A 23,068-nucleotide genomic window follows, 5' to 3' on the forward strand; every position below is an offset into this window, starting at 1 on the left:
TATCTCCCTCTATTTTTTTAGTATACTTGCTGTTATCTCAAAAGCAAAGTCACAGAAACCAAAGCTACAGTTACTGCGCTAGATTATCGACACCTTTCCATTGGAAGATAAAGAGTTACTTGAAAAATTCGCCCAACCAGAGAGCCGCAACGTGGCCTTTAACCAGCTTGTGCGCAAGTACCAGGAAAAAGTGTACTGGCACATTCGCAAGATGGTAATAGACCATGACGATGCCGACGACCTGACACAGGACGTGTTTGTGAAGGTGTGGAAGAACCTCGATAATTTTCGCCAGGATGCTCAGCTTTATACCTGGATTTACCGTATTGCCACCAACGAATGCCTCTCCTTCCTGTCCAGCAAGAAAAGGAAATTCTTTCTGCCCCTGAACGACGTAACAGCCGAACTAATGGAGAAGGTAGAAGCATCGCCAGATCTGGCTGGCGATGAGGTACAGAAAAAGCTTCAGAAAGCCATTCTACTCCTGCCAGACAAGCAGCGCCTGGTATTTAACATGAAGTACTTTGATGAGATGAAGTATGAAGAGATGTCTGAGATATTAGGCACCTCTGTGGGCGCATTAAAGGCATCCTACCACATCGCAGTAAAAAAAATTGAAGAATTTCTGAAGCAAGATTAAACTATAAAGTAGAAGCGTACTCTAACAGATAGAGTTGAGAAGAATGAAGAAAGAAATAAAGCTTAGCGACATACCAAAGCGCCAGCCCTATCAGGCTCCGGAGGGATACTTTGACCGCCTGCCAATGCGCGTGATGGAACGCACAGCTGCCAAAGAGCAGGAACAGACCACATGGCTGCCGAACCTTTGGCGCCCGCTACGCTTGGCTGTGGCTCCGCTGCTACTGCTGTTGCTGTTTGTAGGTGTGTATTTCTACAGCAAATCAAGCGAGTCTGAAAAGCAAATCATCAACCTGGCTACCGTGTCTGATACTGCTATCATGGATTACCTGAGCACCTATGCAACCCTGGAAACAGCTGACTTTGCCGAGCTAAATAACCTGCGTGAGCAGGAGCTTCCGGCAGAGGTACTAAACGTAAGCGCTACAGCTGCCGAAGAGGAGCTGGAGTATTACAACCTAAATGACATTGATTATTAATTCACCCATGAAGCGTTTTACTTTGTTTTTATTTTTATGCTGTGCACTTGCACTGGGCAGCACTGTTGCCGTAGCACAGGACAGCCGTACGCAAGAGCGCAGAGAAAATGTTGAGGCAGCTAAAATAGCCTACCTCACTGATAAAATGGGGCTTAGCTCTGAGCAATCCCAGAAGTTCTGGCCCCTCTACAATGAGTATGAGAACAAGCGCCGTACTCTTATAAAAGGTTACCGCAGCGGTTACCGCCGGGATGTAGAAGAGCTGAGTGAGCAGGAGGCAAAAGCCCGGATAGACAATATGTTCATTACAAAAGAAAAGGAGCTGGAGCTGGAAAAGGAGTATGCCAACAGGTACCTGAAGATCATCTCTAACAAGCAGCTCATTAAGCTCTACCGCGGAGAGCGCGAGTTTACTAAAATGCTCCTTAAGCGCCTGGACGAGAAGCGGGCACGCAACTAAGAAAGAATTTGGCTAAAGTTGAGAAGAAAAGGCACTACCGTTACGGAGTGCCTTTTTCTATTATGAGGTATTTTAGGCTGCCTTGTCTGCAGCTAGCTTTAGTCTAATATACTTCCAGCAGGAAGTTTAGATCATCGGTTGTTTTAAACTCCATAGGCTTCTCAGCCTGCAGGAAAACGCGTGCTGTATGTGGCCCCACCAGTCTAATCTTATCACCCTGCACGCGCAGCATGCTGCCCTCCCGCAGGCCTACTACCGGCTGACGGTTATGGTGATGAAACTCAGCGATGCGTGTATCGCGGGTCTCGCCCATGTGCGTAGAGTTCGGCTCTGGATCCAGGAAATGTGGGTTGATGTTGAATGGGACTAACTCAAGTGCATTGAAGGTTTTTACATGCACAATAGGCATGTCGTTGGTTGTGCCAATGGTACGGCCTGCTACGTTCGTGCCTGCACTGGTACCCATGTAGGGCATACCTTGCTGTACACGCTCCCGCAGTGGCTCCACCAGCTTTTGTTGGTATAACTGGCGCAAGAGCACAAAAGTGTTGCCTCCGCCAATAAAAACTGCCTCTGCCTCCTTTACTGCTTTTGCCGGCTCGTCGTACTCGTGTGCACCGCTTACGTTAATGCCCCATTTCTCGAAAGCCTCGCGCGCCCTGGCAGTGTAATCTTTATGCGAAATACCTCCCGGGCGGGCATAAGGTATAAACAAGATGCTCTTCTTGCCCTCTAGCAAGGCCTTTGTCTCCTCCTCTGCATGCTCCAGGTAACCGGTGCCATGGGTGGTAGAGGTACTAATCAAAAGTAAATTTCTGCTCATGCCCAAAGATAGGAAAATTGAGATGAGGCAGTAACTAGTTTTATGAACTGGTTACCTACACACGAACTTAAGCCATCAAGTACAAAAAGGTGAAACTGCTGCGTGCTTAGCAGCAATAAGTGCTGCAGCTCATTAAACACCTTACTTATCTTTCCTCTGCGGCTTTAGCTTTAGTTTGATGGTTTCCAGGTAAGGCTCTAACTGGCGTGAACTAGTTAGGGCACGTACTAAACCGATGCTTTTCAGGTCGTACAAAAACCAGATTTCTACATAAAAATCGTGGAGCCAGTAGAGGTCTATTTTACACCAGCCTTTAATGCGATGGTATAGATAATGCCCCTGCTCCAGGGCCAGCGTTGCCTGCAGCTGAGGAGGCAACTCATTAAATTCTTTGGCACTCATGGGTAAAAGTTTCTTCTGCTACACAATCCAACATTTAGTTATTAAAAAAGGCTGCGCGAAGCAGCCTTTATGGTTTAACGTAAATTTTCTGATTTCGGTCTAGTTCAGATGCAGGGTGTACAGCTCAAAGCGTGATGAGGCAAAGCTCCAATGCGACGGCGAAGGATGGATCTCAACCCCATCCTCATCTATGATAGTCACCGCAAAGCCATCGCCCTGGTTCAGGGGCTCTGTAAAGTGCTTTACCGGGTACACCTTTCCTTCTTCTATCCATTCATCCGGCTCGAAGGCTGGCATCGACGCGTCTACACACTTCGCGTAAACGGCCATATAGCTTGGGGGTACGAATAAATTAACCATAAAATGTAAACTTTGCTCTAATATAAATAATTCCTGCAAAACAGGAAATCCAGCACCTGCTTTTTAGTGCCGCCATAAAGATGAAGAACAAAAAGTGTGCCCCCAAAGGTAAAGTTTGTGCAAAGCTTTATAAATTCCTGTATCGGACACACTGGCACAAGTTTTTAGGCAAAAGCGCCAGACCACAGGTAGTTTTGGCAGCTTAAGAGGTAAATGTTCCGTAAGTACGAGTTCAGGTTCTAGAGATCATTAAACGAAACAAGCTTATGGAGGCTAACGCATCGCGAAATAAAACCGGGAAACGACAGACATTTACCGCCGCACCCAGGCTATGGGGGCTTAAGACCGTCTTCGTGAACTTATACTTTGCAGCTAACCCAGATGGCTCCTGGGTGTTGGTAGATGCAGGTGTACCTGGCTCTGCGCACAAGATAAGGGAAGCAACGGCAGAATTATTTGGTCCGGACAGCAGACCGAGCGCCATCCTGCTTACCCACGGCCACTTTGACCACATAGGTGCTGTAAAAGAACTTGCCGAAGAGTGGGATGTGCCAGTATATGCTCACCCAATGGAGATGCCGTACCTGACCGGCCAGTCAAGCTATCCTCCACCAGACCCAACAGTGGGCGGCGGTGCTATGGCGTACATGTCTTTTGCCTATCCTAAGAAACCCATCAACATTAAAAACCGCCTGGAGTTACTTCCTTCTGACGGAAGTGTTCCTGTACTGGAAGGGTGGCGCTGGATACATACACCGGGTCATAGCCCAGGGCACGTATCCTTTTTCAGGGAGGAAGACAGGACTTTGATTGTAGGTGATGCTTTTGTAACGCGCGACGGCGAGTCGGCTCTGGCAGTCATGACAGAGAAGCGTGAAGTACATGGCCCACCAGCTTATTTTACATCAGACTGGGGTTCTGCTCATCACTCTGTTGAGGCTCTCTGCGACCTTGAACCAGAAATAGCAGCTGCCGGCCATGGCAAACCGATGCGTGGGCAGGAGCTACGGCAGCAGCTCGAGCGTCTGGTACAGGACTTTTGGTTGGTTGCAGTACCTAAAACCGGACGCTACGTGCACGAGCCAGCCGTGGTAGATGAGTTTGGAGTGGTTTCAGTACCACCTCCTGCTAGCAACCCGGTACCCAAAGTGTTAGTAGTAGCTGGCGCTGTTGCACTGGCTGGTCTGGCATGGGCAGCCTGGGGCAAGCGCGGCGGCAACCATAAAGGCAATGGGTACAATAAGAAGTCACGCCAGCAGTATACACAGCGGCCTTATTCGCACAACCGGGCACTGCATAGCGTACCTCCAACCATAGACCCTGACCACGATGACCCAAATGAGCACACAAATAATTACCCATAAAAAGCAAAAGGCCAGGTTATACGACCTGGCCTTTTGCTTTTTATGGGATAATCTGATAATTAGTTGCTTGGATGGTTCTTTCTGCCGGAGCCACTCTTATTGCCACCGCCATCTTGTTTATTCACGGTAGCCCAGGCGCGCTTCTCAGCTTCTTCGTGGCTCACACCCCGCTTTTCGTATCCTTCTTCAATGTGTTCAGCTTTTCGCTTTTGCTTATCGGTATAAGCTGATTTATCACCTCTTGCCATAATTTCTCCTTTCAGTATTGTAAAACATCTGTTACCTATTCTCTAAGCTCCTTCTGTTTTACGAGTATACCTGGCAGAACGATAGGCTCTCACATCCACTACTCCCCTACTTGGCTCATAATTTAACCGATGCCCTTTCAGGTCTGCCTGCGTTACCTTACCTTAAGGCTCGATATTAACGGATTTATACGTTGGAGAAGAAAAGCGTTTTTAACTGGAGTGGAGGCAAAGATTCTTCGCTGTGCCTGTACCAGGTGCTACAGCAGAAAGAGTACAAGGTAGAAAAGCTATTGACCACCTTGAGCGGCGCCACACAGCGCGTAAGCATGCATGGAGTGCGCGAAGAACTGCTGGAGTTACAGGCACAAAACATAGGTTTACCGCTACAGAAGATTTATTTGCCTGAACAGGCAAGTATGCGTGCTTATAACGAGTTGATGGAGCAAACCATGAGGCCACTCCAACGGCAGGGTATCGAGCATGCCCTTTTTGGTGACATCAACCTGCAAGACCTGCGCAGCTACCGCGAGCAGCAACTACAACAGGTGGAGATGCAGGCAGCCTTCCCCCTTTGGGGCCGCTCCACTTCAGAGCTGGTGCACGAGTTTATAAACCTTGGGTTCAAAGCTGTAGTGGTATGCGTTAACGAGCGTTTGCTGGACGAGAGCTTTGTTGGTCGCCTGCTGGATACTTCTTTTCTTGAGGATCTACCAGAAGGTGTAGACCCTGCAGGTGAGAATGGAGAGTTCCATACTTTCGTTTTTGATGGCCCTATTTTCAGGGAGCCGGTTAAGTATAAACTGGGGGAAAAAGTACGCAAAAGCTATGGCCAAGCAGCAAACCAAAATGACAATTGCTTTAAGAAAGAAGACCAGCCTGTTTACGACACAGCCTTTTGGTTTTGTGACCTGCTACCGGCCTAGCAAAAAATTATTTTTTTAAAGTTGCAACTTACTTTGATGCCTCTGCTTTTTGCTCACCGTGCTGCATTTGTTAATATAAATTTTTCTGTATATTTAGTAAGTCGCTACCACAGAAACTTTTATATTTCACCCTTAAAGCAGCTACATGAAAACATTTCTACGCGCCATCCTGCTAAGTATGGCAGTGTCTGGCGCTGCCCATGCACAAACTGACTCAATGGACGACATGATAAAACAAGGCATCGAACTGTATGACCAAGGTGATTACGCAGGTGCTGTTGCCAAGTATGAGGAGGCACTTAAGCTGGATAAGAAAAATCCGGTTCTCAATTATGAGCTTGCCATGGCCTATGCTGCCATGAACGATTTGCCCAATGCCATCAAGTACAGCGAAGTTGTGATCAAGGGTAAAGGTGTTCGGCCTGATTTAAGGGCACAGGCACATGGCACAAAGGCCAATTCCTTAGACCTGCAGGGCAAGCCAGACCAAGCCGTTAAGGAGTATAAGAAAGCAATTGCGCTGGCTCCCGACTTTTACCTGCTGTACTTTAACCTTGGCCTGACGCTTTACAACCAGCAAAAGTACGCAGAGGCAGAGGAGGCACTAGTGAAGGCTGTACAGCTTAACTCCGGCCACGCCAGCAGCCACTTATTGTTAGGCTATACCAAGCAAAGCCAGGGCAAGCGAGTGCAGAGCTTGTTGGCGCTTTACAACTTTCTATTGCTGGAGCCTAGCTCAACACGCGCTGCCGACGCCTACCAGGAACTGCGCAAGATGCAGCAGCAGGGCGTTTCGCAAAGTGGCGACAAAAGCATTAATGTAAACATCAGCCTGCCTAAAGGTGAGGAAGATGAGTTTTCAGCTGCCGAAATGATGATTTCACTATCGCAGGCATCGGCCATGACCGAGAAAGAAAACGGGCAAACAGAAGAAGAGGCTTTTTATGAGAGTAGCCGTTTATTGTTCAGCATTTTAGGCGAACTCAAAAAAGACAAGAACAGCTTCTGGTGGAATTACTACGTGGACTTCTTCTACAACCTGGTGCAAAGCGAGCACGTGGAGGCCATGACTTACTATATTAGCCAGAGCAGTGGGAACGAAACAGCTAGTGCCTGGCTAGAGGAACACCCGGAGAAGCTGGACCAGCTAGCTGCCTGGTACCAGGACTACAACAGATAATTACGATTAAATGCCAAAGAAAGCCCTGGCACTCATCTCTTTGGCAGTATAAGCGTATGTGCAATTTTATCAGGCTCTTAAACGTAAGCTAACAGAAAGGGAAGGAGAAAGCCCTTGCACTAGACACTTTGATGATGTCGCCCCCAAGCAAGCCCTTCCCTTTCTCTTCATCTTAAAAGCCTGGACAGTACCTAGCGGCTGCCCCATCCGCAGGCATGAGTGAGTGTAGGCCCGGAAGATGAATGTTTTTTGTCCACTTTAGTCCCTTTCAGCTATGAAAAATTTACTCTGTCAGAACCTGGGCGTCGATGTGGGCAAAGACGCTCTGGATGTGGTGCGACATCCCTTCACTTTTGCTGGGTTCGATCTTACCCTATGTTCTACCGCCTGCACTTGCCGGCTGTTACCTTTGCTGCAGCAAACATGCCCTGCACCGGGATGTGTCAGCAGCTAGTAATATAAGAAATAAGGCGGTCGGGCAGACCGTTTCAGCTTGGGAGATATACGGTCGCAGTAGCCAGGTAGCCCAGGAATCCAACCTGCTTTAGCGGTGGGAATGTCAAAGACACTTGTCTCACCTAAACATGCTGCGCACTATATCCAAACCAACAACAGTCAGCCAGAAAGTATCCTTAACCTTTTCCAGGAAATACAGCAAGTATATGGTACCCTCGACTTTGCCGTAAATAACGCCGCCGACACGCAGGGTATTGGCAAGCCCCTGCACGAGTTTGAAATGCCTGAATACGATCTTGCCATGGCCACCAATTTAAGGGGCGTGTGGTTATGTATGCAGCAGGAGATCCGGATGATGCTGGAGAAAGCATCCCCGGGAGGTGCCATCGTAAATGTATCAAGCGTTAACGGGATGGGCGGTGCGCCACTAGGCGCTCTTTATTCCGCAGCCAAGGCCGGCGTTATTGCCCTGACCAAGTCTGCCGCGCAAGAGCTGGCTACCTCCAACATCCGCATCAACGTGGTAACGCCGGGAGCACACGACACACCCATGCTGCGCCAAGCCTTAAGAGTACAAGCCGGGGATGACCCGGAGAAACTGGAGCAGATCAAGCAGGCATACCTCTCCTACATTCCGCAAAGGCGGATAGGCAAACCAGAAGAGGCGGCTGCAGCCATACTTTGGCTATGCTCTGAAGGAGCAGGATTCGTAACCGGCCATACCATGATTGTAGATGGCGGCATGAGCTCGATGATGCGCTAACACACTACTTGTTCCCTCTTTCATACTTAATTCCGTACCTTTGCCTTATGATTTCAATGAGGCAATTATTTCTGCAGCATGTGGCGCAGACATCAGACTTCCCGCTGATGATTGAGGTGGAGAAGGCTCAAGGAGTATATATGTACGGTGCGCAGGGCGAGCGCTACCTCGACCTGATTTCAGGTATAGGTGTGAGCAATGTTGGCCACCGGCACCCGCGCGTGCTTAAGGCTATACACGAGCAGCTGGATAAGTACATGCACCTGATGGTATATGGTGAATTTGTGCAGGCACCGCAGGCACTCTTGGCGCAGGCCATCACAGCTACCCTACCCAAGCGGTTGGACAATGTGTACTTCCTAAACTCGGGAACAGAGGCTGTAGAGGGTGCTCTTAAGCTGGCTAAGCGCTATACAGGCCGTAGCGAACTTATCTCCTGCCGCAACGCCTATCACGGCTCTACGCAAGGAGCTTTGTCGGTAAACGGCAGCGAGAGCTTCAAGAATGCTTTCCGCCCACTGTTGCCTGGTGTGCGACATATCCGGTACAACCACCTGCCCGACCTGGAGGACATCACAACTCGAACGGCAGCAGTTATCATAGAAACAGTACAGGGCGAGGCTGGTGTGCGTGTGGCAAAAGGCAATTACCTGCAGCACCTGCGCCAGCGCTGCACCGAAGTAGGAGCACTGCTGATACTCGATGAGATACAGTGCGGGTTTGGCCGCACGGGTACTTTCTGGGCTTTTGAGCAATTCGGCATCGAGCCTGATATTTTACTATGTGCCAAAGGTATGGGTGGCGGTATGCCGATTGGCGCCTTTATAGCTCCTCAGGAAATAATGGGAGCCTTTAAAACGGATCCTATACTTGGCCACTGTTCCACGTTTGGCGGACACCCGGTTAGCTGCGCTGCGTCGCTGGCTACCCTCCAAACCATTCAGGAAGAAAACCTGCTGGAAGGCGTGTCTCAGAAAGCAAAGTTGTTTAAAGAGCTACTGGCGCACCCACGCATCAAGGAGATTCGCAACTGTGGCCTGATGATGGCTGCAGAGTTTGAGAGCTTTGAAGTGCTGAAGGCTGTAATTGATAGAGCCATCCTGAACGGAGTGCTAACCGACTGGTTCCTTTTCTGCGACAACTCCATGCGCATAGCGCCGCCACTGGTTATCACTGACGAGGAGATCCGTGAGGCTTGCGCAGTTATCTTAAGGTCAATAGACGAGGCCACCGCTGATTTAGCTTAAACGAACTGGTGCTTCAATTATCATAAAAAAAGAGACGCTACATTCTAGCGTCTCTTTTTTATACACCCGTTTACTTCAAAGCCAGCACCACCTTACCACACCAACGCGTATCTTTATCCTTGAGCTGGCGCTGGCAGCAACCGCAGCATCAATTGCACGTAAAAACCGGGATTATACTTTATACCTGAAGTATAGGCTAATCGAAAACTTTTATGGAAATAGCCATTGTGCTAACACTGCTCGTGATTGCAGTGGTGCTGTTTGCCACGGAGAAACTCTCCATCGAGATCGTGACACTGCTCATGCTCATCATACTGGCAAGCGCCCGCATCATTTCTCCTGAGGAGGCTTTTGCAGGCTTCAGCAGTGATTTTATTATTATCATTGCTTCCATATTCATACTCAGTGCGGCCCTACAGGAAACAGGTATACTTGATTTTGTAGTTTTACGTCTTGTGCGGTTGGCGCACCAAAGCAGTAACCTGATGCTGCTTATCGTGATGGTGGTGACTGGAGTTGTATCTGCTTTCATGAACAACACCACCGTAACCGCTATGTTCGTAACACCGCTGGTAGGCCTTTCAAAGCGCATCAACACCAGTGCTTCTAAACTCCTGATGCCATTGGCTTTTGCGGCTATACTTGGTGGTACCTGCACCCTGATCGGCACCTCTACCAATGTGGCTGTAAGCGGCTACATCGCCAAAACAGGCCTCCCTCCTGTCGGGTTATTCGAGATATCTGGTATTGGAGTAGTTATTTTTATGATAGGGCTTGCCTATATGATGACGATCGGGCAGCGTATGCTACCCAGCCACGAGGACCAACAGCTTGCTGAAGAGTATAAATTGCAAAGGTATCTCACCGAAATTGTGGTACGTGCTGATTCTCCGCTTGTAGGACAGCTTGTCTTTGCCTCTGATCTAACCTCACTAAACTTCAGGATTCTCAACGTCATCCGGGGCAGTGACAACTTTTTACCTGACTTCCGCACCCGCATACAGGAAAACGATGTGCTGCTGGTGGAAGGGGACCTGGATAACCTGATGAAGGTAAAAGAAACCAAGGGTATAGACATCATGGCCGATGTTATTCTGGAGAAAGACCTTCAGACAGACAATATCCGGCTGGCTGAGCTGCTGGTGGCCAGGCAGTCTAACCTGATTGGGCGAACGGTAAAGGAGGTGAACTTTCTGCAGCGCTACGGCCTGGTGGTGCTGGCCATTTCACGCCATGGCGAAACCCTGCGATCTAAGATTGGTAGCATACACCTGCAGCTCGGAGACTTGCTACTGGTACAAGGATCTCCCGAGCGCCTCAGCCAGCTGCGCAACTCAAACAACCTTGCCCTGCTAGACGAGTTTGAGCCATTGCTTTTTAAGAAGCGCAAAGGCATTATTGCTATCTCCTGCTTTATCGTGGCAATTTTACTTGGCACACTCGAGCTGCTCCCCCTCTCCATCGCCTTTCTGCTGGCTGCTTTGTGCACAATTCTTTTTCGATGCATTGGCTCCGAAAAAGCTTATGCCGCCATTGATTTTAAGCTACTCATACTTATCGGTGGCATGACAGCTTTTGGTACCGCCATGGAAAATTCCGGTGCGGCTGATTTTTTGGCAGAGGGTATCGTAGACTTGTTAGGTGCTCTGGGAAAGGTAGCAGTACTAGGTGGATTTATACTTCTGACAGTTATCCTCACGCAGCCCATGTCCAATGCAGCTGCAGCACTCGTTGTTGTGCCTGTTGCACTGCGTACCGCTGAATCGTTAGGGTCTGACCCACGGGCATTTGCTATTGCCATCATGCTGGCAGCCTCAGTATCGTTGGTAACACCTTTTGAGCCTGCCTGTATACTGGTGTACAGCCCCGGTAAATACCGCTTCTTCGATTTTATTAAAGTAGGCTCTCCCCTTACCCTACTGCTTATGATTGCCATACTGATGATGGTGCCCGTGATCTGGCCTCTGTAACAGCTTACTCTCAAAGGGAGTACAGTAAGAAACTAACATGAGCTGACACAATTATGAAGAGCAAATTGTATTTACTGGTCCTCCCACTCTGTCTGCTTGCCTGTTCTCCTCAAAACGAAGAGGTGCAGGATGAGCACGTAGCGGTTGGCCCTCCTGCCAAGGCATTGGATACTATTGCCCCTCCTCCCAAGGATGCTGTTTTGACTGATGAAAACGATACTTCTCCAACTTTACCGCTTCCACCTCCTGTAATGCGACTGCTGGCAGAAAAATACCCGGGTTGGGAAAAGCCACAGATTGCGGCAGATGCACTGCAAGAGGCAAAGGAGCATACGAACAGCCCTGCCGTTGCTCGTGGCGACTTTGATGGTGATACAAGACAGGATGTGGCTCTGCAGTTACAGCAAGGAGAAGAAATAGTAATAGTAGCCGCCCTGCAGCCTCAGGAAGAAAATTACAAATTGGTAGAGCTGAAGCGGGATATCCTGTTTAACGACCGGGGAAACCTCAGCAGCTTATACTACCTGTACCGCCTTGCCCAAGGAGAAAATCTGCAGAACATGGAAACGAACAAAGAGTTTGAACTGCCTCACGATGCCGTGGCAGTAGGTGTGGGCGGTGATGTAACAGTTTACCACTACCAAAATGGCAGCTTCCAAAGCATGGCTGTACCTTAACCAAACAGGCTTTTAGGATAAAAGCTGCTTGCGTCCTGTGTTAGGCCACAGCAATACATTTCTTTCAAATGTCGTACACCAGCAGCAGGGTAGATACAACTGCAAGCGCTGCCACAGTACCAAGGCTCACCACAACAGTACTCAGTCGTAGTACACGGGCTCGTTCCACTTTTGGTAAAGTATAAATCTGCCGCTTCGTGTAGTACAGAAACACTACCAAAGCCAGTACAAAACTGCAAAACCAAAAAGTGCTGAAGCGCAAGAGAAAGTCAAGCGGCTTGTGGAAAGGACCAAGTGAATAGGCAGCTATGGCCATCAACAAACCGCCGTACAGCAACAATATTAAAAACAGGTAAGAACTATTATTTTGCTTCATTAAATTTATTAGTAATCAAGAAATGCCTGCGTATCGCGCTTAATGTTGTCACGACTCAGGCCATCTTTCACCCCCATGGAAATTTTGCGCACCAAAACTCCTACAATGGACTTCTTAAATCCTAGCTTAGCTGCCATATTGATACAGAAATCCATTTCGCTCTCATCCACAATGCCGTCGGCTAACATCATTTCCACCAGATCATAAATTTGATCGAAGCGCTCGGAGTCGTTGGTTGGCAGTTGAGGGGCTTTTGTGTCTATACTAGATAGCAGTTCGCGCACCTCATCGGGCTTCATGCCATGTTTTTGCCCAATAGCGATGATAAATTTCATCTCTGTAGGGTCCAAATGGCCGTCAACTTTTGCCAGCGCTCCCAAATTAGAGATATGGCTTTTTAATCTTTTTGTTTCTTCACTCTCAAAAAAACCGAACATACGTTGCCTCTGTAGGTTAAATTACTTTACTTGGACTCCAATTTGTGCTGACACAGTTCCTGCACTACAAAAACCGACGAGAATCATTGCTCCAGAATACAGCAAACCTCGCTAAGCCAAAGCGTATAGCGTGTCGATTTAACATACGGTTTTCTCTATTTAAAGTCGCAGAATATTGCCTTTTTTTATATTTGCAGTAACGTCAGAACTGTAGAGCCTTTTATCCGGCACAAGTTAAAACTTCGTTAACATTCGTATATCGAATTTTTGAGTAATATTACCACAATTAACAGACACAAAACACCATGAAGAAAATAGGAGTCTTTACTTCGGGCGGCGACGCGCCAGGCATGAATGCTTGTATCAGAGCTATAGTGAGAGCCGCCGTTTATCATGGGGTAGAAGTATATGGCATCCACCGTGGCTATAAGGGCATGATCAAGGGTGAAATCTATAAAATGGATTCACACACAGTGAGCAATATCATCCAGAAGGGCGGTACCATTCTGCGATCTGCGCGTAGCAAAGAATTTCTGACCCCTGAAGGACGTAAACAAGCATATGAGCAACTACAAAAGCACGAGATAGAGGGGCTGGTTTGTATAGGAGGCGACGGTACCTTTACCGGAGCTAACATCTTTTTCGAAGAATATGGTGTTCCGATTGTTGGTGCTCCAGGCACTATCGACAACGACCTTTACGGCACGGACTACACTATTGGCTACGACACCGCTGTAAACACTGCCCTTGATGCTATCGACAAAATCCGTGACACAGCCGACAGCCACGACCGCGTATTCTTCATTGAGGTGATGGGCCGCGACTCTGGCTACATTGCTATACCTTGCGCGATAGGCGGCGGTGCCGAGATTGTGATGATACCAGAAGCTGAGACCAGTATTGAGAACGTGGTGGATGCACTACGCACCGGCTGGAACCGCTCAAAAACTTCCTTTATCGTAATCATTGCTGAAGGCGACGAGGCAGGAAACGCATCGCAGGTAGCTGCTCAGGTACAGGAAGCCCTGCCGCACATGGACGCCCGGGTGACCATACTTGGTCACGTACAGCGTGGAGGCGCTCCAACTGCTGCCGACCGTATGCTGGCTAGCCAACTGGGTATTGCCTGTGTAGAGGGTCTTTTGGAAGGCCAGAAATGTGTAATGGCCGGTATCATCAACGGTGATCTGGTATACACTCCATTCATTGAAACAATCACCAAGGACAAACTTATCAATCCTCACTTTGTGAAGATGGTAAACATTCTTTCGGTGTAAGTATAGATTTAAATTTTTCGTGCAAAAGCAGCCTGTGCAAAGGTAAAACACCCTAGCTCAGGCTGCTTTTTTATTACCCCTATCCCACTAGTTGCTTATACTGCAGGTAGGATGCTGTTCCCAAGCCAACGGTAAACTCACTGCCACAGCACTCGTTCTTAAAACACCCTTTCTTTTACAGCCTATGTTACTGCTTTACAAGCATAACTAGAGATTGTACTCCCTGGATGTACATGGACTAAATATTCCCAAACCCCTATCCCGTAAAGCCTTTTTCCGTAAAAGCAAAGCACAAACCTAAAATCTAGAACTATCGCTTCTGCTAAACATATAGGAAAAGTTATCCTCAAGATCATACTCTGGCCGCTGGCTATAGTAGTGGGTCTGCTTATACTCATCATTATTGCACTACAATTTCAAGGGATACAGAACTACCTGGCTAAGCAGGGTGAAAACTACCTGGAAAACACGCTTGGCACCCAGGTGAATATTGGTGGCTTCACTACCGATTGGCGCAATGCGCTTGTGCTGAAAGAGGTGTACGTGGAAGACCAGCAGCAGGACACGCTGTGGTATTCTGAACGTCTAGGTGTAGACATGGCCATACTTTCGCTCCTGAGTGGCAAGGTGAACATCAGTAAAGTAGACCTCGACAATGCCACCCTAAAGCTCCACATCGGGGAGGACAGTACGACCAACTTTGATTTTATTACCGAGGCCTTTGCCACCGATACTACGGCCACTCCAGCCACTACACAACCCGCTGATACGGCCTCTTCGGCTATGCCAATCACACTGGGCACCATAAACCTGAACCAAGTGTATGTGGTGTTCCAAGATGAGGCTGGTGGAAACTTTATTACAACACGAGTGGGTGAGTTTACCACCATCATGGATGAGCTGAACCTGGATGAGCAACGCTATATAGTTGACGAGGTACGCCTGGCTAACACTTGGTTAAATTACGAGCAGACCAAGCTTCCACCTCCTGACACCTCTGCTTACGAGCCCTTGGAAATGGACTTTGGCCTGAACCGGGTAACCCTGGAAAATATCCGGCTTAAGTACCTGAGCAGACCAGCTGACCAACGCATTGAACTTGCGCTTGGAGAGTCTGAGCTTGTCTCCGATAATATAGATTTGAAAAATGCCCGGGTGGAACTGAGCAGCTTTGCCCTGCACAACACCGACCTTACCTATGTGCAGGAGAAGTATAAGCCGGTAGATTCCCTAGCTGTGAACCCAGCTAAAACAGTAGAAGAGCTGGACGAGTCTGTAGAGCAGGCACAGGGTGAGCCGGTTAACTGGGTTGTCACCTTGGGCGAGATGGACGTATCTGGTCTGAACGTGAACTTCGATAACTTTAACACACCCAAGCAGCCACGTGGCATGGATTACGACCACCTGAAGTTTACGGACGTAAGGCTGGATGCCCAAAATATCTTTTACAGCCTTAACCGTATGGAGGCCGAACTGAATCAGTTTGCACTCAAAGAGCAGAGTGGCTTTAGGCTGCAGAATTTCACAGCGGACATTACCGTAGACTCCACCAGCGCCAGCCTTGCTGGCCTGGACCTGAAAACAGGCCACAGCCAACTGCAAAACAGCCTCTCCATGACCTACCCCTCCTTGGAGGCTATTGCCGACAAGCCAGGGCTGCTAGGGCTGGACCTTACTATCCGAAACAGCTACATAGGCATGCAGGATGTGCTATACTTTATGCCTGATATGGCTGAAAATCCATCTTTCAGAAGTATAGCCAATTCTAACATTAGGGTCACCGCCAAGGCGGAGGGGCAGGTGGATAACCTACGCATTCAGAACCTGCAGCTAGCAGGACTTAAAAATACTCAGGCTGATGTAAGTGGGGTTGTAAGAAATGCTATGGATCCAGATAACCTGTACCTGGACCTGAACATTGATCGCTTTACCACTACCCGCACCGATATACAGGCACTGGCACCTGCCGGCACTATTCCGCCAGATTTCCGCATCCCGGCCCAGATGACTTTGACAGGTAACTACCAGGGCTCCCTCACTGCTTTTGACGCCCATGCCGACCTGCGTACCTCATTTGGCAATATTGCTGCCAAGGTAGACATGGGCGCTAACGAAAGCTTTACGGCCACGGTACGTTCTGGGGGCTTTGACCTGGAGCAGCTGTTTGTAGATAGCCTGGGCTTAGGTAAAGTAGCTTTGGAGGCAAATGCACGCGGTACAGGTCTTACACCAGAGACCATGCGCGCTAACATTCAGGCAAACGTGCTCCTTTTCGACTACAGCGAGTATTCCTACAATGATATCCACCTGAATGCTAACATAGACAGGAACCTGTACCATGTGAAAGCTACTGCCGATGATGATAACCTTGCCTTTGACCTGACAGGCCAGTTTAACCTGCGCGACACCACACAGCCAGCCTATGCCTTCGACTTAGATTTGGCAAAGGCAGACCTGCAGGCACTGAACCTGTACCCTGAGCCGTTAAGTATAAAAGGAAGGTTGCAAGGTAATTTTACCGGTGCCGATGCCAGCACTATAAGCGGGCACCTGGAAGGACAGGAACTTGTCGTCATACAGGAGGGAGGCACTACTCCTATTGATTCTCTGGTGATGAACCTGACGCAAAAAGGGGAAATAGCAGAGATTACACTTGCCTCCGATATTGTGGACGCCGACATGCGCTTCCAGAACTCACTGGCTACGCTGCCTACCGCCCTGCAGAAGCATTTTTCCAACTATTTCGACCTTCAGCCAGACCCGCCCTACCCAGCCAACCTGAATCTGGAGGACTTTACGGCGACAATAGACCTGAAGAAAACAGGACTGATTACCTCCTTTGTACCAGGGCTGGAGCAGCTACTGCCTGCCGAGCCAATAACAGCCAGCTATAACGGAGAAACCCAGCAGCTCCGGCTGGATGGCAGAATCAGCCGGATTGTGTATACAGACTATGTGCTACAAAACCTGGACCTGGGAGTGCGCGGCGACCGAAACGAGCTTGCTTACAAGCTCAACCTCGGTCAGTTGCTCTCGCCATCGCTAACGATGGATAACATTAGTATAGACGGGGCTGCACGGGATAACGAGATAGCCGTGCGCCTGGCCGTTGCCGGCGACAGCGCCGCACAGAACGAGCGCCTGGTGATAGGTGGTATTCTAAACAGCCTAGGCCGAGGCTACCGCTTCTCCTTTAACCCAGAGCAATTGGTGATAAACGGTGATAAGTGGACGGTGCCGCAGGATAACTACCTGCAGTTCGACACAAACCTGCTTTATGCCAACAACATCCACTTGCAACACAATAACCAGGCTATTCTGCTTCATAGTACAGGCCCTGTGGCTCCGAATGCGCCACTAGAAGCTCGCTTCGAAAACGTAGACATCGGCTATATGATGCATACTTTAGAGGCACCAGAGGACAGCCTGATAGCAGGCACCATAAACGGCACGGCCACTGTTAGCAATATCATGCTCGACAACCTGTCTTTCACGTCCGATCTTACTGTCACTGATTTTGCCTTTGAAGGTATTCCCGTCGGTGACCTTGCCCTTCAGGCCAGCAGTGCCAGCAATAATCGCATTAATGTAGACGCAGGCCTGACTGACAACAGCAACCAGGTGCTGGTAAATGGCTTTATGGAAACACAGCCGGATGCAACCCTGTTAAACCTGGACGCTTCTATAGCAAGCCTTAACATGGCCTCACTCGAAGGCTTTATGGCGGGCATGGTGAACCAGATGGACGGCCAGGCCAGCGGCAAGCTTCGCATTGCAGGCACTGTAGCGCAGCCTAACATTACAGGCAACCTCAACTTCAACAGGGCACAGTTCAATATCGTAATGCTGGGCTCCCTGTTCACCCTGGAAGACGAACGGCTAGTATTTAATGAACAAGGTATCAGCTTCCCTAACTTCACCATCACCGACTCATTGGGCAACGACCTGGTGGTGAACGGAAACATGCTTACCGAGACCTACACCGACTTCGAGTTTGACCTGAAGGTGCAGACAGACCGATTCCTGGCGCTAAACTCCACAGCACAAGAAAACAACCTGTTTTACGGCACCGTATTCGTGGCTGCCACCTCCACTATTACCGGTGACATGACTCAGCCAAAAATACAGGTGAATGCCCGTGTACTGGACGGCTCAGACTTTACCACCGTTATACCTGCCGACGAGGTGGGTGCCGCCGCACGCCAGGGTACAGTGGAGTTCGTGAACCTCAGCCCGGAGATGACGCGGATCATACGGAATGAACAGAAAGACTCCACAGAGGTAACAGGTTTTGTGGGTGCTGACGTAGAGGCGCAGCTTACCGTAACCGATGCCACGCCGATTACTATCGTGATTGATCCTACTACAGGTGATAACCTCACTGTACGTGGCTCTGCCGATCCGCTGTTTATAGGCATGCGCCCAAGCGGCGAGATCAACATGTCCGGGCGCTTTACGGTTACAGAGGGTAAGTACAGTATGGACTTCTACGACCTGGCCTCTCGCGAACTCGACATTGCCGAGGGCAGCTACATTAACTGGACGGGCGACCCGCTGCAGGCATTGATGGATATCACCGCCATTTATACCGTAGAAACGGCCCCACAAGAACTGGTAGCATCTCAGGCAGCTTCTTACGAGGACCCATCGCTTAGAAACCAGGTCCCTTTCCAGGTATACGTGTATGTCCAAGGCGAAATTCTCACGCCTGAGATAAGCTTTGACATTCAGTTGCCGGAGGAGGAGCGTGGAAGTGTACCCAATATCGTGCTTACCAGCTTGGGCAACCTGCGCCAGGACGAGTCGCAGCTAAACAAGCAGGTATTTGCGCTCCTGGTGCTAAATCGCTTCCTGGCACCGGATCCGTTTACAAGCTCTGGTGGGGGCTTTGAGGCATCTGCACGAAACAGCTTGGGCCAGGTGATGACTGATCAGCTAAACCAGCTGACCAACCGCTATGCCGGCGGTCTCGGGCTGGAGCTGGGCGTAGACTCCTACCAGGATTACTCCTCTGGGTCAGCGCAAGGACGTACCGATCTGAACGTGGCCATGCGCCAGCAGTTCCTCAACGACCGACTAACTGTGCGTGTGGGTACTGATATTGGCTTGGAGGGTGGCAGCCAGTCTAACCAGACCATGAGCGGCTTTGGCGGGGATATCTCTGTAGAGTACTCCTTAACCGAGGATGGCCGCCTGCGCATACGCGGGTTCCAGCGCAACCAATATGAAGGCATGATAGAAGGTGGTGATGTACGCGCCACTGGCGTATCGCTTATCTACGTGCGCGAGTACAACAACTTCTCAGACCTGTTCCGCGACCTGGAGAGCCGCCGTGCCCGTGACGAGGAGCGTAAGCTGGAGGCTGCCAAGAAATTCCGCCAGGAGGAAAAGGAGCTAAAAGAAGAAGAAAAACTACAAGAAGAAGGTACTGAATAGAAATATGCGAAAACATTACCCCCGGAAAAGGCTTAATCCAGCCTCTGCCCTGCTCTTGCTACTAACCTGGATGCTCCTGGCTGGCTGCAGCGTAACGAAAACGGTGCCTGAAGATGATGCCTTATTCACCGGCTTTACCGTAAAAGTGGATGACACGAAAGACAGTAGCAAGCGTGGCCCTCAGATGGAGACTGAGCTAGGTGCCACTGTGCGACCAGAGCCCAATGCCTCTATACTTGGCCTGCGCCCAAAACTGGCCATCTACAATGCTTTCTATACAGAGAAGGAAAAAGGCTTGAAACACTGGATCATGACAAAACTGGGAGAGCCGCCTGTGCTAGTCTCCCAGGTTGACACCGGAAGTATAAGCCAGATAATGAGCAACCGCCTGCACAACCGTGGCTATTTCAATAACACGGTAGGTAGCACCACTGAAGTAAAAGACAAGAAGGCTACAATCAGCTGGACAGCACACATAAAAGACCCTTACCGTCTGCGCAACATCAAGTATACTTTAAGCGACTCCCTGGAAGTACACCAGGCGATAAAACAGGCCAGGTCAAAGTCACTGCTCAAGTCAGGCGACCCTTACGACCTAAGCGTGATGACGGACGAGCGCATCCGCATCGACAGTACGCTAAAGGGCAAAGGCTACTATTACTTCAGCCCGGACCTGCTAATTTACAGTGTAGACACGACGGTAGGCAACCGGCAGGCCGACGTGCTGCTGCGCATTAAGAATGCCACAGCGGCACAGGCCCTGCAACCCTATAAGATGGATGACATCTTCATCTTTGCCAATTACTCCTTGGGTGACAGCCTCGCTGTTAGCGACACCATCGACTACAAAGGATACCACTACATCCCGAACGAGAACTACGTGCGGGCGCGGCACCTACTGGATGGTGTGTTTCTCGAACACGACAGCCTTTACACCCGACAAGACCACCTGCTGACCATCAGGCGCCTGGCAGGCCTTGCGGCCTACAAGTTCGTGAACATAGATTACGAGCCTGATACCACAGGCGAGGGTAAACTGGATGCTTTTGTATACCTCACCCCTGCCCTTAAAAAATCGCTGCGAGCGGAGGCCCGGATGGTGAGCAAGTCCAACAACTTTGCAGGGCCGGGCCTGACAGTCTCCTTCCGGAACCGCAATGCCTTCAAGGGATCTGAGGTGCTGAACGTGGAGTTCACGGGCAGCTTCGAGTCGCAGGTAGGCGGCCGGGGAACAGGCACTGCTCCGGAGGGCGTAGAGGACACTGTCAACACCAACCTTACCTCCTACGAGCTGGGCGTGCAAACCACCTTGGCCATACCCCGCATCGTATCGCCGTTTAACCTGCGTAACCTCCGAACCGAGTTTGTGCCGCAAACCCGCATCGGGCTTGGGTTTAATTTTTTGAGCCGCTCCGGTTTTTACCAGCTAAACTCCTACAATGCCACCTACGGCTACACCTGGCGCCCCAAAGAAACACTCACTTTCGACGCCACGCCTATCAACTTGCAGTATGTGCGCCTGACAAATACAACCATTGCTTTTGACACATTGCTGGCAAATAACCAGTACCTGAGAAGAAGCTTTGAGAACCAGTTCATCATCGGTGGAATTTACCAGATGACCTACAGCACGCAGATGCGCAAGGACCGCACCAGCAACGTCTTTAACAGGATCACGCTGGACATGTCGGGCAACGTGGTAAGCGGGTTTCAATCATTAATAGGCAAGCCCAAACCAACAGAAGAAGAGCCGCGCGTGCTGTACAAAGACCGCTTTGCACAATATGTGATGCTTGACAACGACTTCCGCCACTACCTGAACCTGGGGGAGGAAAGCCAACTGGTAGCGCGCCTGGCAACAGGTGTGGGTTACTCTTATGGCAACTCCACAACCATGCCTTATGTAAAGCAGTTTTCAGTAGGTGGCCCGAACAGTGTGCGGGCTTTCCGGGCACGTAGTGTTGGCCCAGGCACATACAATGTGCCTGATTCTGTTGCTTTTTCATTTTTTGACCAGGTAGGAGACATACGCATAGAGTCTAATCTGGAATACCGCTTCCCGATAGCAGGCTTTTTTAAAGGCGCTGTGTTTGTAGACGCCGGCAATATCTGGATGCTGCGCGAGACGGGTAAAGATGGAGGTAAGTTTGAGGCCAAGGACTTCCTGGGTGAATTAGCCGTAGGCACAGGAGCCGGCTTAAGGGTAGATATTGAGTTCTTTGTGATTCGCCTGGACCTAGGTATACCGGTGCGTGTGCCTTACCTGCCTAAAGGCGATCGCTTCGTGCTCAACGAGTTCAACGGCAGCTTCAGTGGTGATTATGGTATGGTGCTTAACATCGCCATCGGCTATCCTTTCTAGCCTTCAGAAACAAAGTTTTATTTTGCTTTGAATACCTATTCAGGAAAGCCAGATATAGCGCAGCAGACCTATACCTGCTTAGCAGTTGCGCATCTGCTCATCAACAAATGCTACAATCTCCTGCCACTGCTGCGGGTGAAACCAGGTATATTCCTCCGGGTTTTTGTTGAACCAGGTGAGCTGCCTCTTGGCATAGCGACGGCTGTTGCGCTTTAGAAGGCGCACAGCCTCCTGCCAGTCATACCTGCCCTCCAGGTAATCAAAGATTTCTTTGTAACCAACTGTCTGCAGGGCATTGTGCGCACGGTATGGGTACAGTTCTTTAGCCTCATCCAGCAAGCCTTGCTCCAGCATCAAATCCATACGTTGGTCTATGCGGCTGTAGAGTTCTGCTCTGTCACGGTTGAGCCCGATCTTAATGATGTGGAACGGTCGCTCCTGCTTTTCACTCCTTCTAAACGAAGAATAAGGCATACCGCTGCTCAGGCATACTTCTAAGGCACGTATCACCCGCTGTGGGTTGGCTTTATCTACCTGGGCAAAATATAAGGAATCCAGCTCCTGGAGCTTATCCAGCAAGGGCTCAAGCCCCTCCTCTTCATACTGTCTTGTGAGCGCCTCCCGCAGCTGCAGATCAGCTTCAGGCATCTCATCCATTCCCTCCAGCACCGCCCGCACATATAGCCCCGACCCTCCGGTCATGATCACTACATCATGCTCCAGAAATAACCGACCTAACAAAGTCAGCACATCCTGCTCAAAGGCACCTGCATTATACTCTTGCTGTATGCTATGGGAGTCGATAAAGTGGTGTGGCACCCCCTGCTGTTCGTCAGCAGTAGGCTTGGCTGTACCAATACGCATCTCTTTAAAAAACTGGCGCGAGTCGGCTGAAATAATTGCTGTGTTATAATGCTTTGCCAGCTGCACACACAGATCTGTTTTGCCCACTGCCGTTGGTCCCACAACCACTACCAGGTGTTTTTTCTTAAACATACTTCCCATAGGTCCCGTGTTACTTATATTGCCTTTGCCGCTTCTGTTTGCTGTTTTGTTTTTCATCTGTCATTACAGCTGCAGAATGCACAAACCCATGTTCAAGTTTGTTATAGGCAAAATTGCAAGAGGCCCTGGGGCGTAAGATAAGCACACAAATACCGTTAAACCGGCACCCTTTGCTTACCTTAGC

21 protein-coding genes are annotated in these 23,068 nt (G+C 49.6%); 14 read left to right on the top strand and 7 right to left on the bottom strand.

All coding sequences use genetic code 11. From position 1 onward, the window contains the following. Positions 1–100: 100 nt before the first annotated feature. Genes PKOR_RS00105 through PKOR_RS00115 form a run of 3 tightly spaced genes read left to right on the top strand, consistent with a single transcriptional unit; the run spans position 101 to position 1,578 of the window. Positions 101–640 carry an RNA polymerase sigma factor gene (locus PKOR_RS00105; protein WP_046308547.1) on the top strand — a complete coding sequence of 180 codons (540 nt, stop codon included), beginning with the start codon at positions 101–103 and terminating at the stop codon, positions 638–640. A gap of 43 nt (positions 641–683) precedes the next feature. Next, a complete protein-coding gene (locus PKOR_RS00110; RefSeq protein WP_046308548.1) occupies positions 684–1,118 on the top strand; it encodes a hypothetical protein in 435 nt (144 codons plus the stop codon). Positions 1,119–1,125: 7 nt separating this feature from the next. Further along, positions 1,126–1,578 (top strand): Spy/CpxP family protein refolding chaperone, encoded by a 453-nt coding sequence (locus PKOR_RS00115; protein ID WP_046308549.1) that lies wholly within the window; start codon positions 1,126–1,128, stop codon positions 1,576–1,578. Positions 1,579–1,681: 103 nt separating this feature from the next. Here the strand turns inward: PKOR_RS00115 and pepE are convergent, their stop codons facing one another. The 3 genes from pepE to PKOR_RS00130 all read right to left on the bottom strand — a co-directional run bounded on the left by pepE (position 1,682) and on the right by PKOR_RS00130 (position 3,163). Continuing rightward, on the bottom strand, positions 1,682–2,401 hold the full coding sequence (gene pepE / locus PKOR_RS00120; protein ID WP_046308550.1) for a dipeptidase PepE: 720 nt from the start codon (positions 2,399–2,401) through the stop codon (positions 1,682–1,684). 141 nt (positions 2,402–2,542) lie between these two features. Beyond that, complete coding sequence (locus tag PKOR_RS00125; protein ID WP_046308552.1) at positions 2,543–2,803, bottom strand: hypothetical protein; 261 nt, start codon at positions 2,801–2,803, stop codon at positions 2,543–2,545. Between the two features lie 99 nt (positions 2,804–2,902). Continuing rightward, on the bottom strand, positions 2,903–3,163 hold the full coding sequence (locus tag PKOR_RS00130) for a hypothetical protein (protein WP_046308553.1): 261 nt from the start codon (positions 3,161–3,163) through the stop codon (positions 2,903–2,905). Between the two features lie 266 nt (positions 3,164–3,429). On the opposite strand from PKOR_RS00130, the gene PKOR_RS00135 reads away from it, so the two are divergent. Further along, on the top strand, positions 3,430–4,527 hold the full coding sequence (locus tag PKOR_RS00135; protein ID WP_046308554.1) for an MBL fold metallo-hydrolase: 1,098 nt from the start codon (positions 3,430–3,432) through the stop codon (positions 4,525–4,527). Between the two features lie 59 nt (positions 4,528–4,586). Here the strand turns inward: PKOR_RS00135 and PKOR_RS00140 are convergent, their stop codons facing one another. Beyond that, the gene (locus PKOR_RS00140; RefSeq protein ID WP_046308555.1) at positions 4,587–4,775 is read right to left on the bottom strand and encodes a hypothetical protein; all 189 of its coding nucleotides are present in this window, start codon (positions 4,773–4,775) and stop codon (positions 4,587–4,589) included. A 191-nt stretch (positions 4,776–4,966) separates the two neighbouring features. On the opposite strand from PKOR_RS00140, the gene PKOR_RS00145 reads away from it, so the two are divergent. The 7 genes from PKOR_RS00145 (at position 4,967) to PKOR_RS00170 (ending at position 11,991) form a co-directional block, all read left to right on the top strand. Further along, the gene (locus PKOR_RS00145) at positions 4,967–5,698 is read left to right on the top strand and encodes a Dph6-related ATP pyrophosphatase (protein ID WP_046308556.1); all 732 of its coding nucleotides are present in this window, start codon (positions 4,967–4,969) and stop codon (positions 5,696–5,698) included. Between the two features lie 145 nt (positions 5,699–5,843). Continuing rightward, the gene (locus tag PKOR_RS00150) at positions 5,844–6,878 is read left to right on the top strand and encodes a tetratricopeptide repeat protein (RefSeq protein ID WP_046308557.1); all 1,035 of its coding nucleotides are present in this window, start codon (positions 5,844–5,846) and stop codon (positions 6,876–6,878) included. A gap of 274 nt (positions 6,879–7,152) precedes the next feature. Beyond that, positions 7,153–7,332, top strand: coding sequence for a hypothetical protein (locus tag PKOR_RS24605; RefSeq protein ID WP_148561585.1), 180 nt, complete (start codon positions 7,153–7,155; stop codon positions 7,330–7,332). A gap of 102 nt (positions 7,333–7,434) precedes the next feature. Beyond that, a complete protein-coding gene (locus PKOR_RS00155) occupies positions 7,435–8,097 on the top strand; it encodes an SDR family oxidoreductase (RefSeq protein ID WP_052738633.1) in 663 nt (220 codons plus the stop codon). Between the two features lie 50 nt (positions 8,098–8,147). Continuing rightward, the gene (locus tag PKOR_RS00160; protein WP_046313827.1) at positions 8,148–9,344 is read left to right on the top strand and encodes an aspartate aminotransferase family protein; all 1,197 of its coding nucleotides are present in this window, start codon (positions 8,148–8,150) and stop codon (positions 9,342–9,344) included. Between the two features lie 212 nt (positions 9,345–9,556). Next, on the top strand, positions 9,557–11,314 hold the full coding sequence (locus PKOR_RS00165) for an SLC13 family permease (protein ID WP_046308558.1): 1,758 nt from the start codon (positions 9,557–9,559) through the stop codon (positions 11,312–11,314). A 53-nt stretch (positions 11,315–11,367) separates the two neighbouring features. Then, on the top strand, positions 11,368–11,991 hold the full coding sequence (locus PKOR_RS00170) for a hypothetical protein (protein ID WP_046308559.1): 624 nt from the start codon (positions 11,368–11,370) through the stop codon (positions 11,989–11,991). A 64-nt stretch (positions 11,992–12,055) separates the two neighbouring features. Here PKOR_RS00170 and PKOR_RS00175 read toward each other — a convergent pair whose 3' ends face one another. Both PKOR_RS00175 and PKOR_RS00180 read right to left on the bottom strand, forming a co-directional pair. Further along, positions 12,056–12,367 carry a hypothetical protein gene (locus tag PKOR_RS00175; protein WP_046308560.1) on the bottom strand — a complete coding sequence of 104 codons (312 nt, stop codon included), beginning with the start codon at positions 12,365–12,367 and terminating at the stop codon, positions 12,056–12,058. A gap of 8 nt (positions 12,368–12,375) precedes the next feature. Further along, a complete protein-coding gene (locus PKOR_RS00180) occupies positions 12,376–12,702 on the bottom strand; it encodes a TerB family tellurite resistance protein (RefSeq protein WP_235337029.1) in 327 nt (108 codons plus the stop codon). 407 nt (positions 12,703–13,109) lie between these two features. Here PKOR_RS00180 and pfkA point away from each other — a divergent pair, with 407 nt between their 5' ends. From pfkA to tamL, 3 genes are all read left to right on the top strand, one after another. Beyond that, the gene (gene pfkA / locus PKOR_RS00185; RefSeq protein ID WP_046308562.1) at positions 13,110–14,081 is read left to right on the top strand and encodes a 6-phosphofructokinase; all 972 of its coding nucleotides are present in this window, start codon (positions 13,110–13,112) and stop codon (positions 14,079–14,081) included. Between the two features lie 378 nt (positions 14,082–14,459). Continuing rightward, positions 14,460–19,517, top strand: coding sequence for a translocation/assembly module TamB domain-containing protein (locus PKOR_RS00190; RefSeq protein ID WP_046308563.1), 5,058 nt, complete (start codon positions 14,460–14,462; stop codon positions 19,515–19,517). Between the two features lie 4 nt (positions 19,518–19,521). Beyond that, positions 19,522–21,879: a translocation and assembly module lipoprotein TamL gene (tamL, locus tag PKOR_RS00195; protein ID WP_071843089.1), complete on the top strand. Its 2,358-nt coding sequence runs from the start codon at positions 19,522–19,524 to the stop codon at positions 21,877–21,879. Positions 21,880–21,957: 78 nt separating this feature from the next. On the opposite strand, the gene miaA is transcribed toward tamL, so the two are convergent. Then, positions 21,958–22,875: a tRNA (adenosine(37)-N6)-dimethylallyltransferase MiaA gene (gene miaA, locus PKOR_RS00200; protein WP_148561784.1), complete on the bottom strand. Its 918-nt coding sequence runs from the start codon at positions 22,873–22,875 to the stop codon at positions 21,958–21,960. Positions 22,876–23,068: the final 193 nt, after the last annotated feature.

Origin of the sequence: Pontibacter korlensis (assembly GCF_000973725.1) — a bacterium.
In the GTDB taxonomy this organism is placed as follows: domain Bacteria; phylum Bacteroidota; class Bacteroidia; order Cytophagales; family Hymenobacteraceae; genus Pontibacter; species Pontibacter korlensis.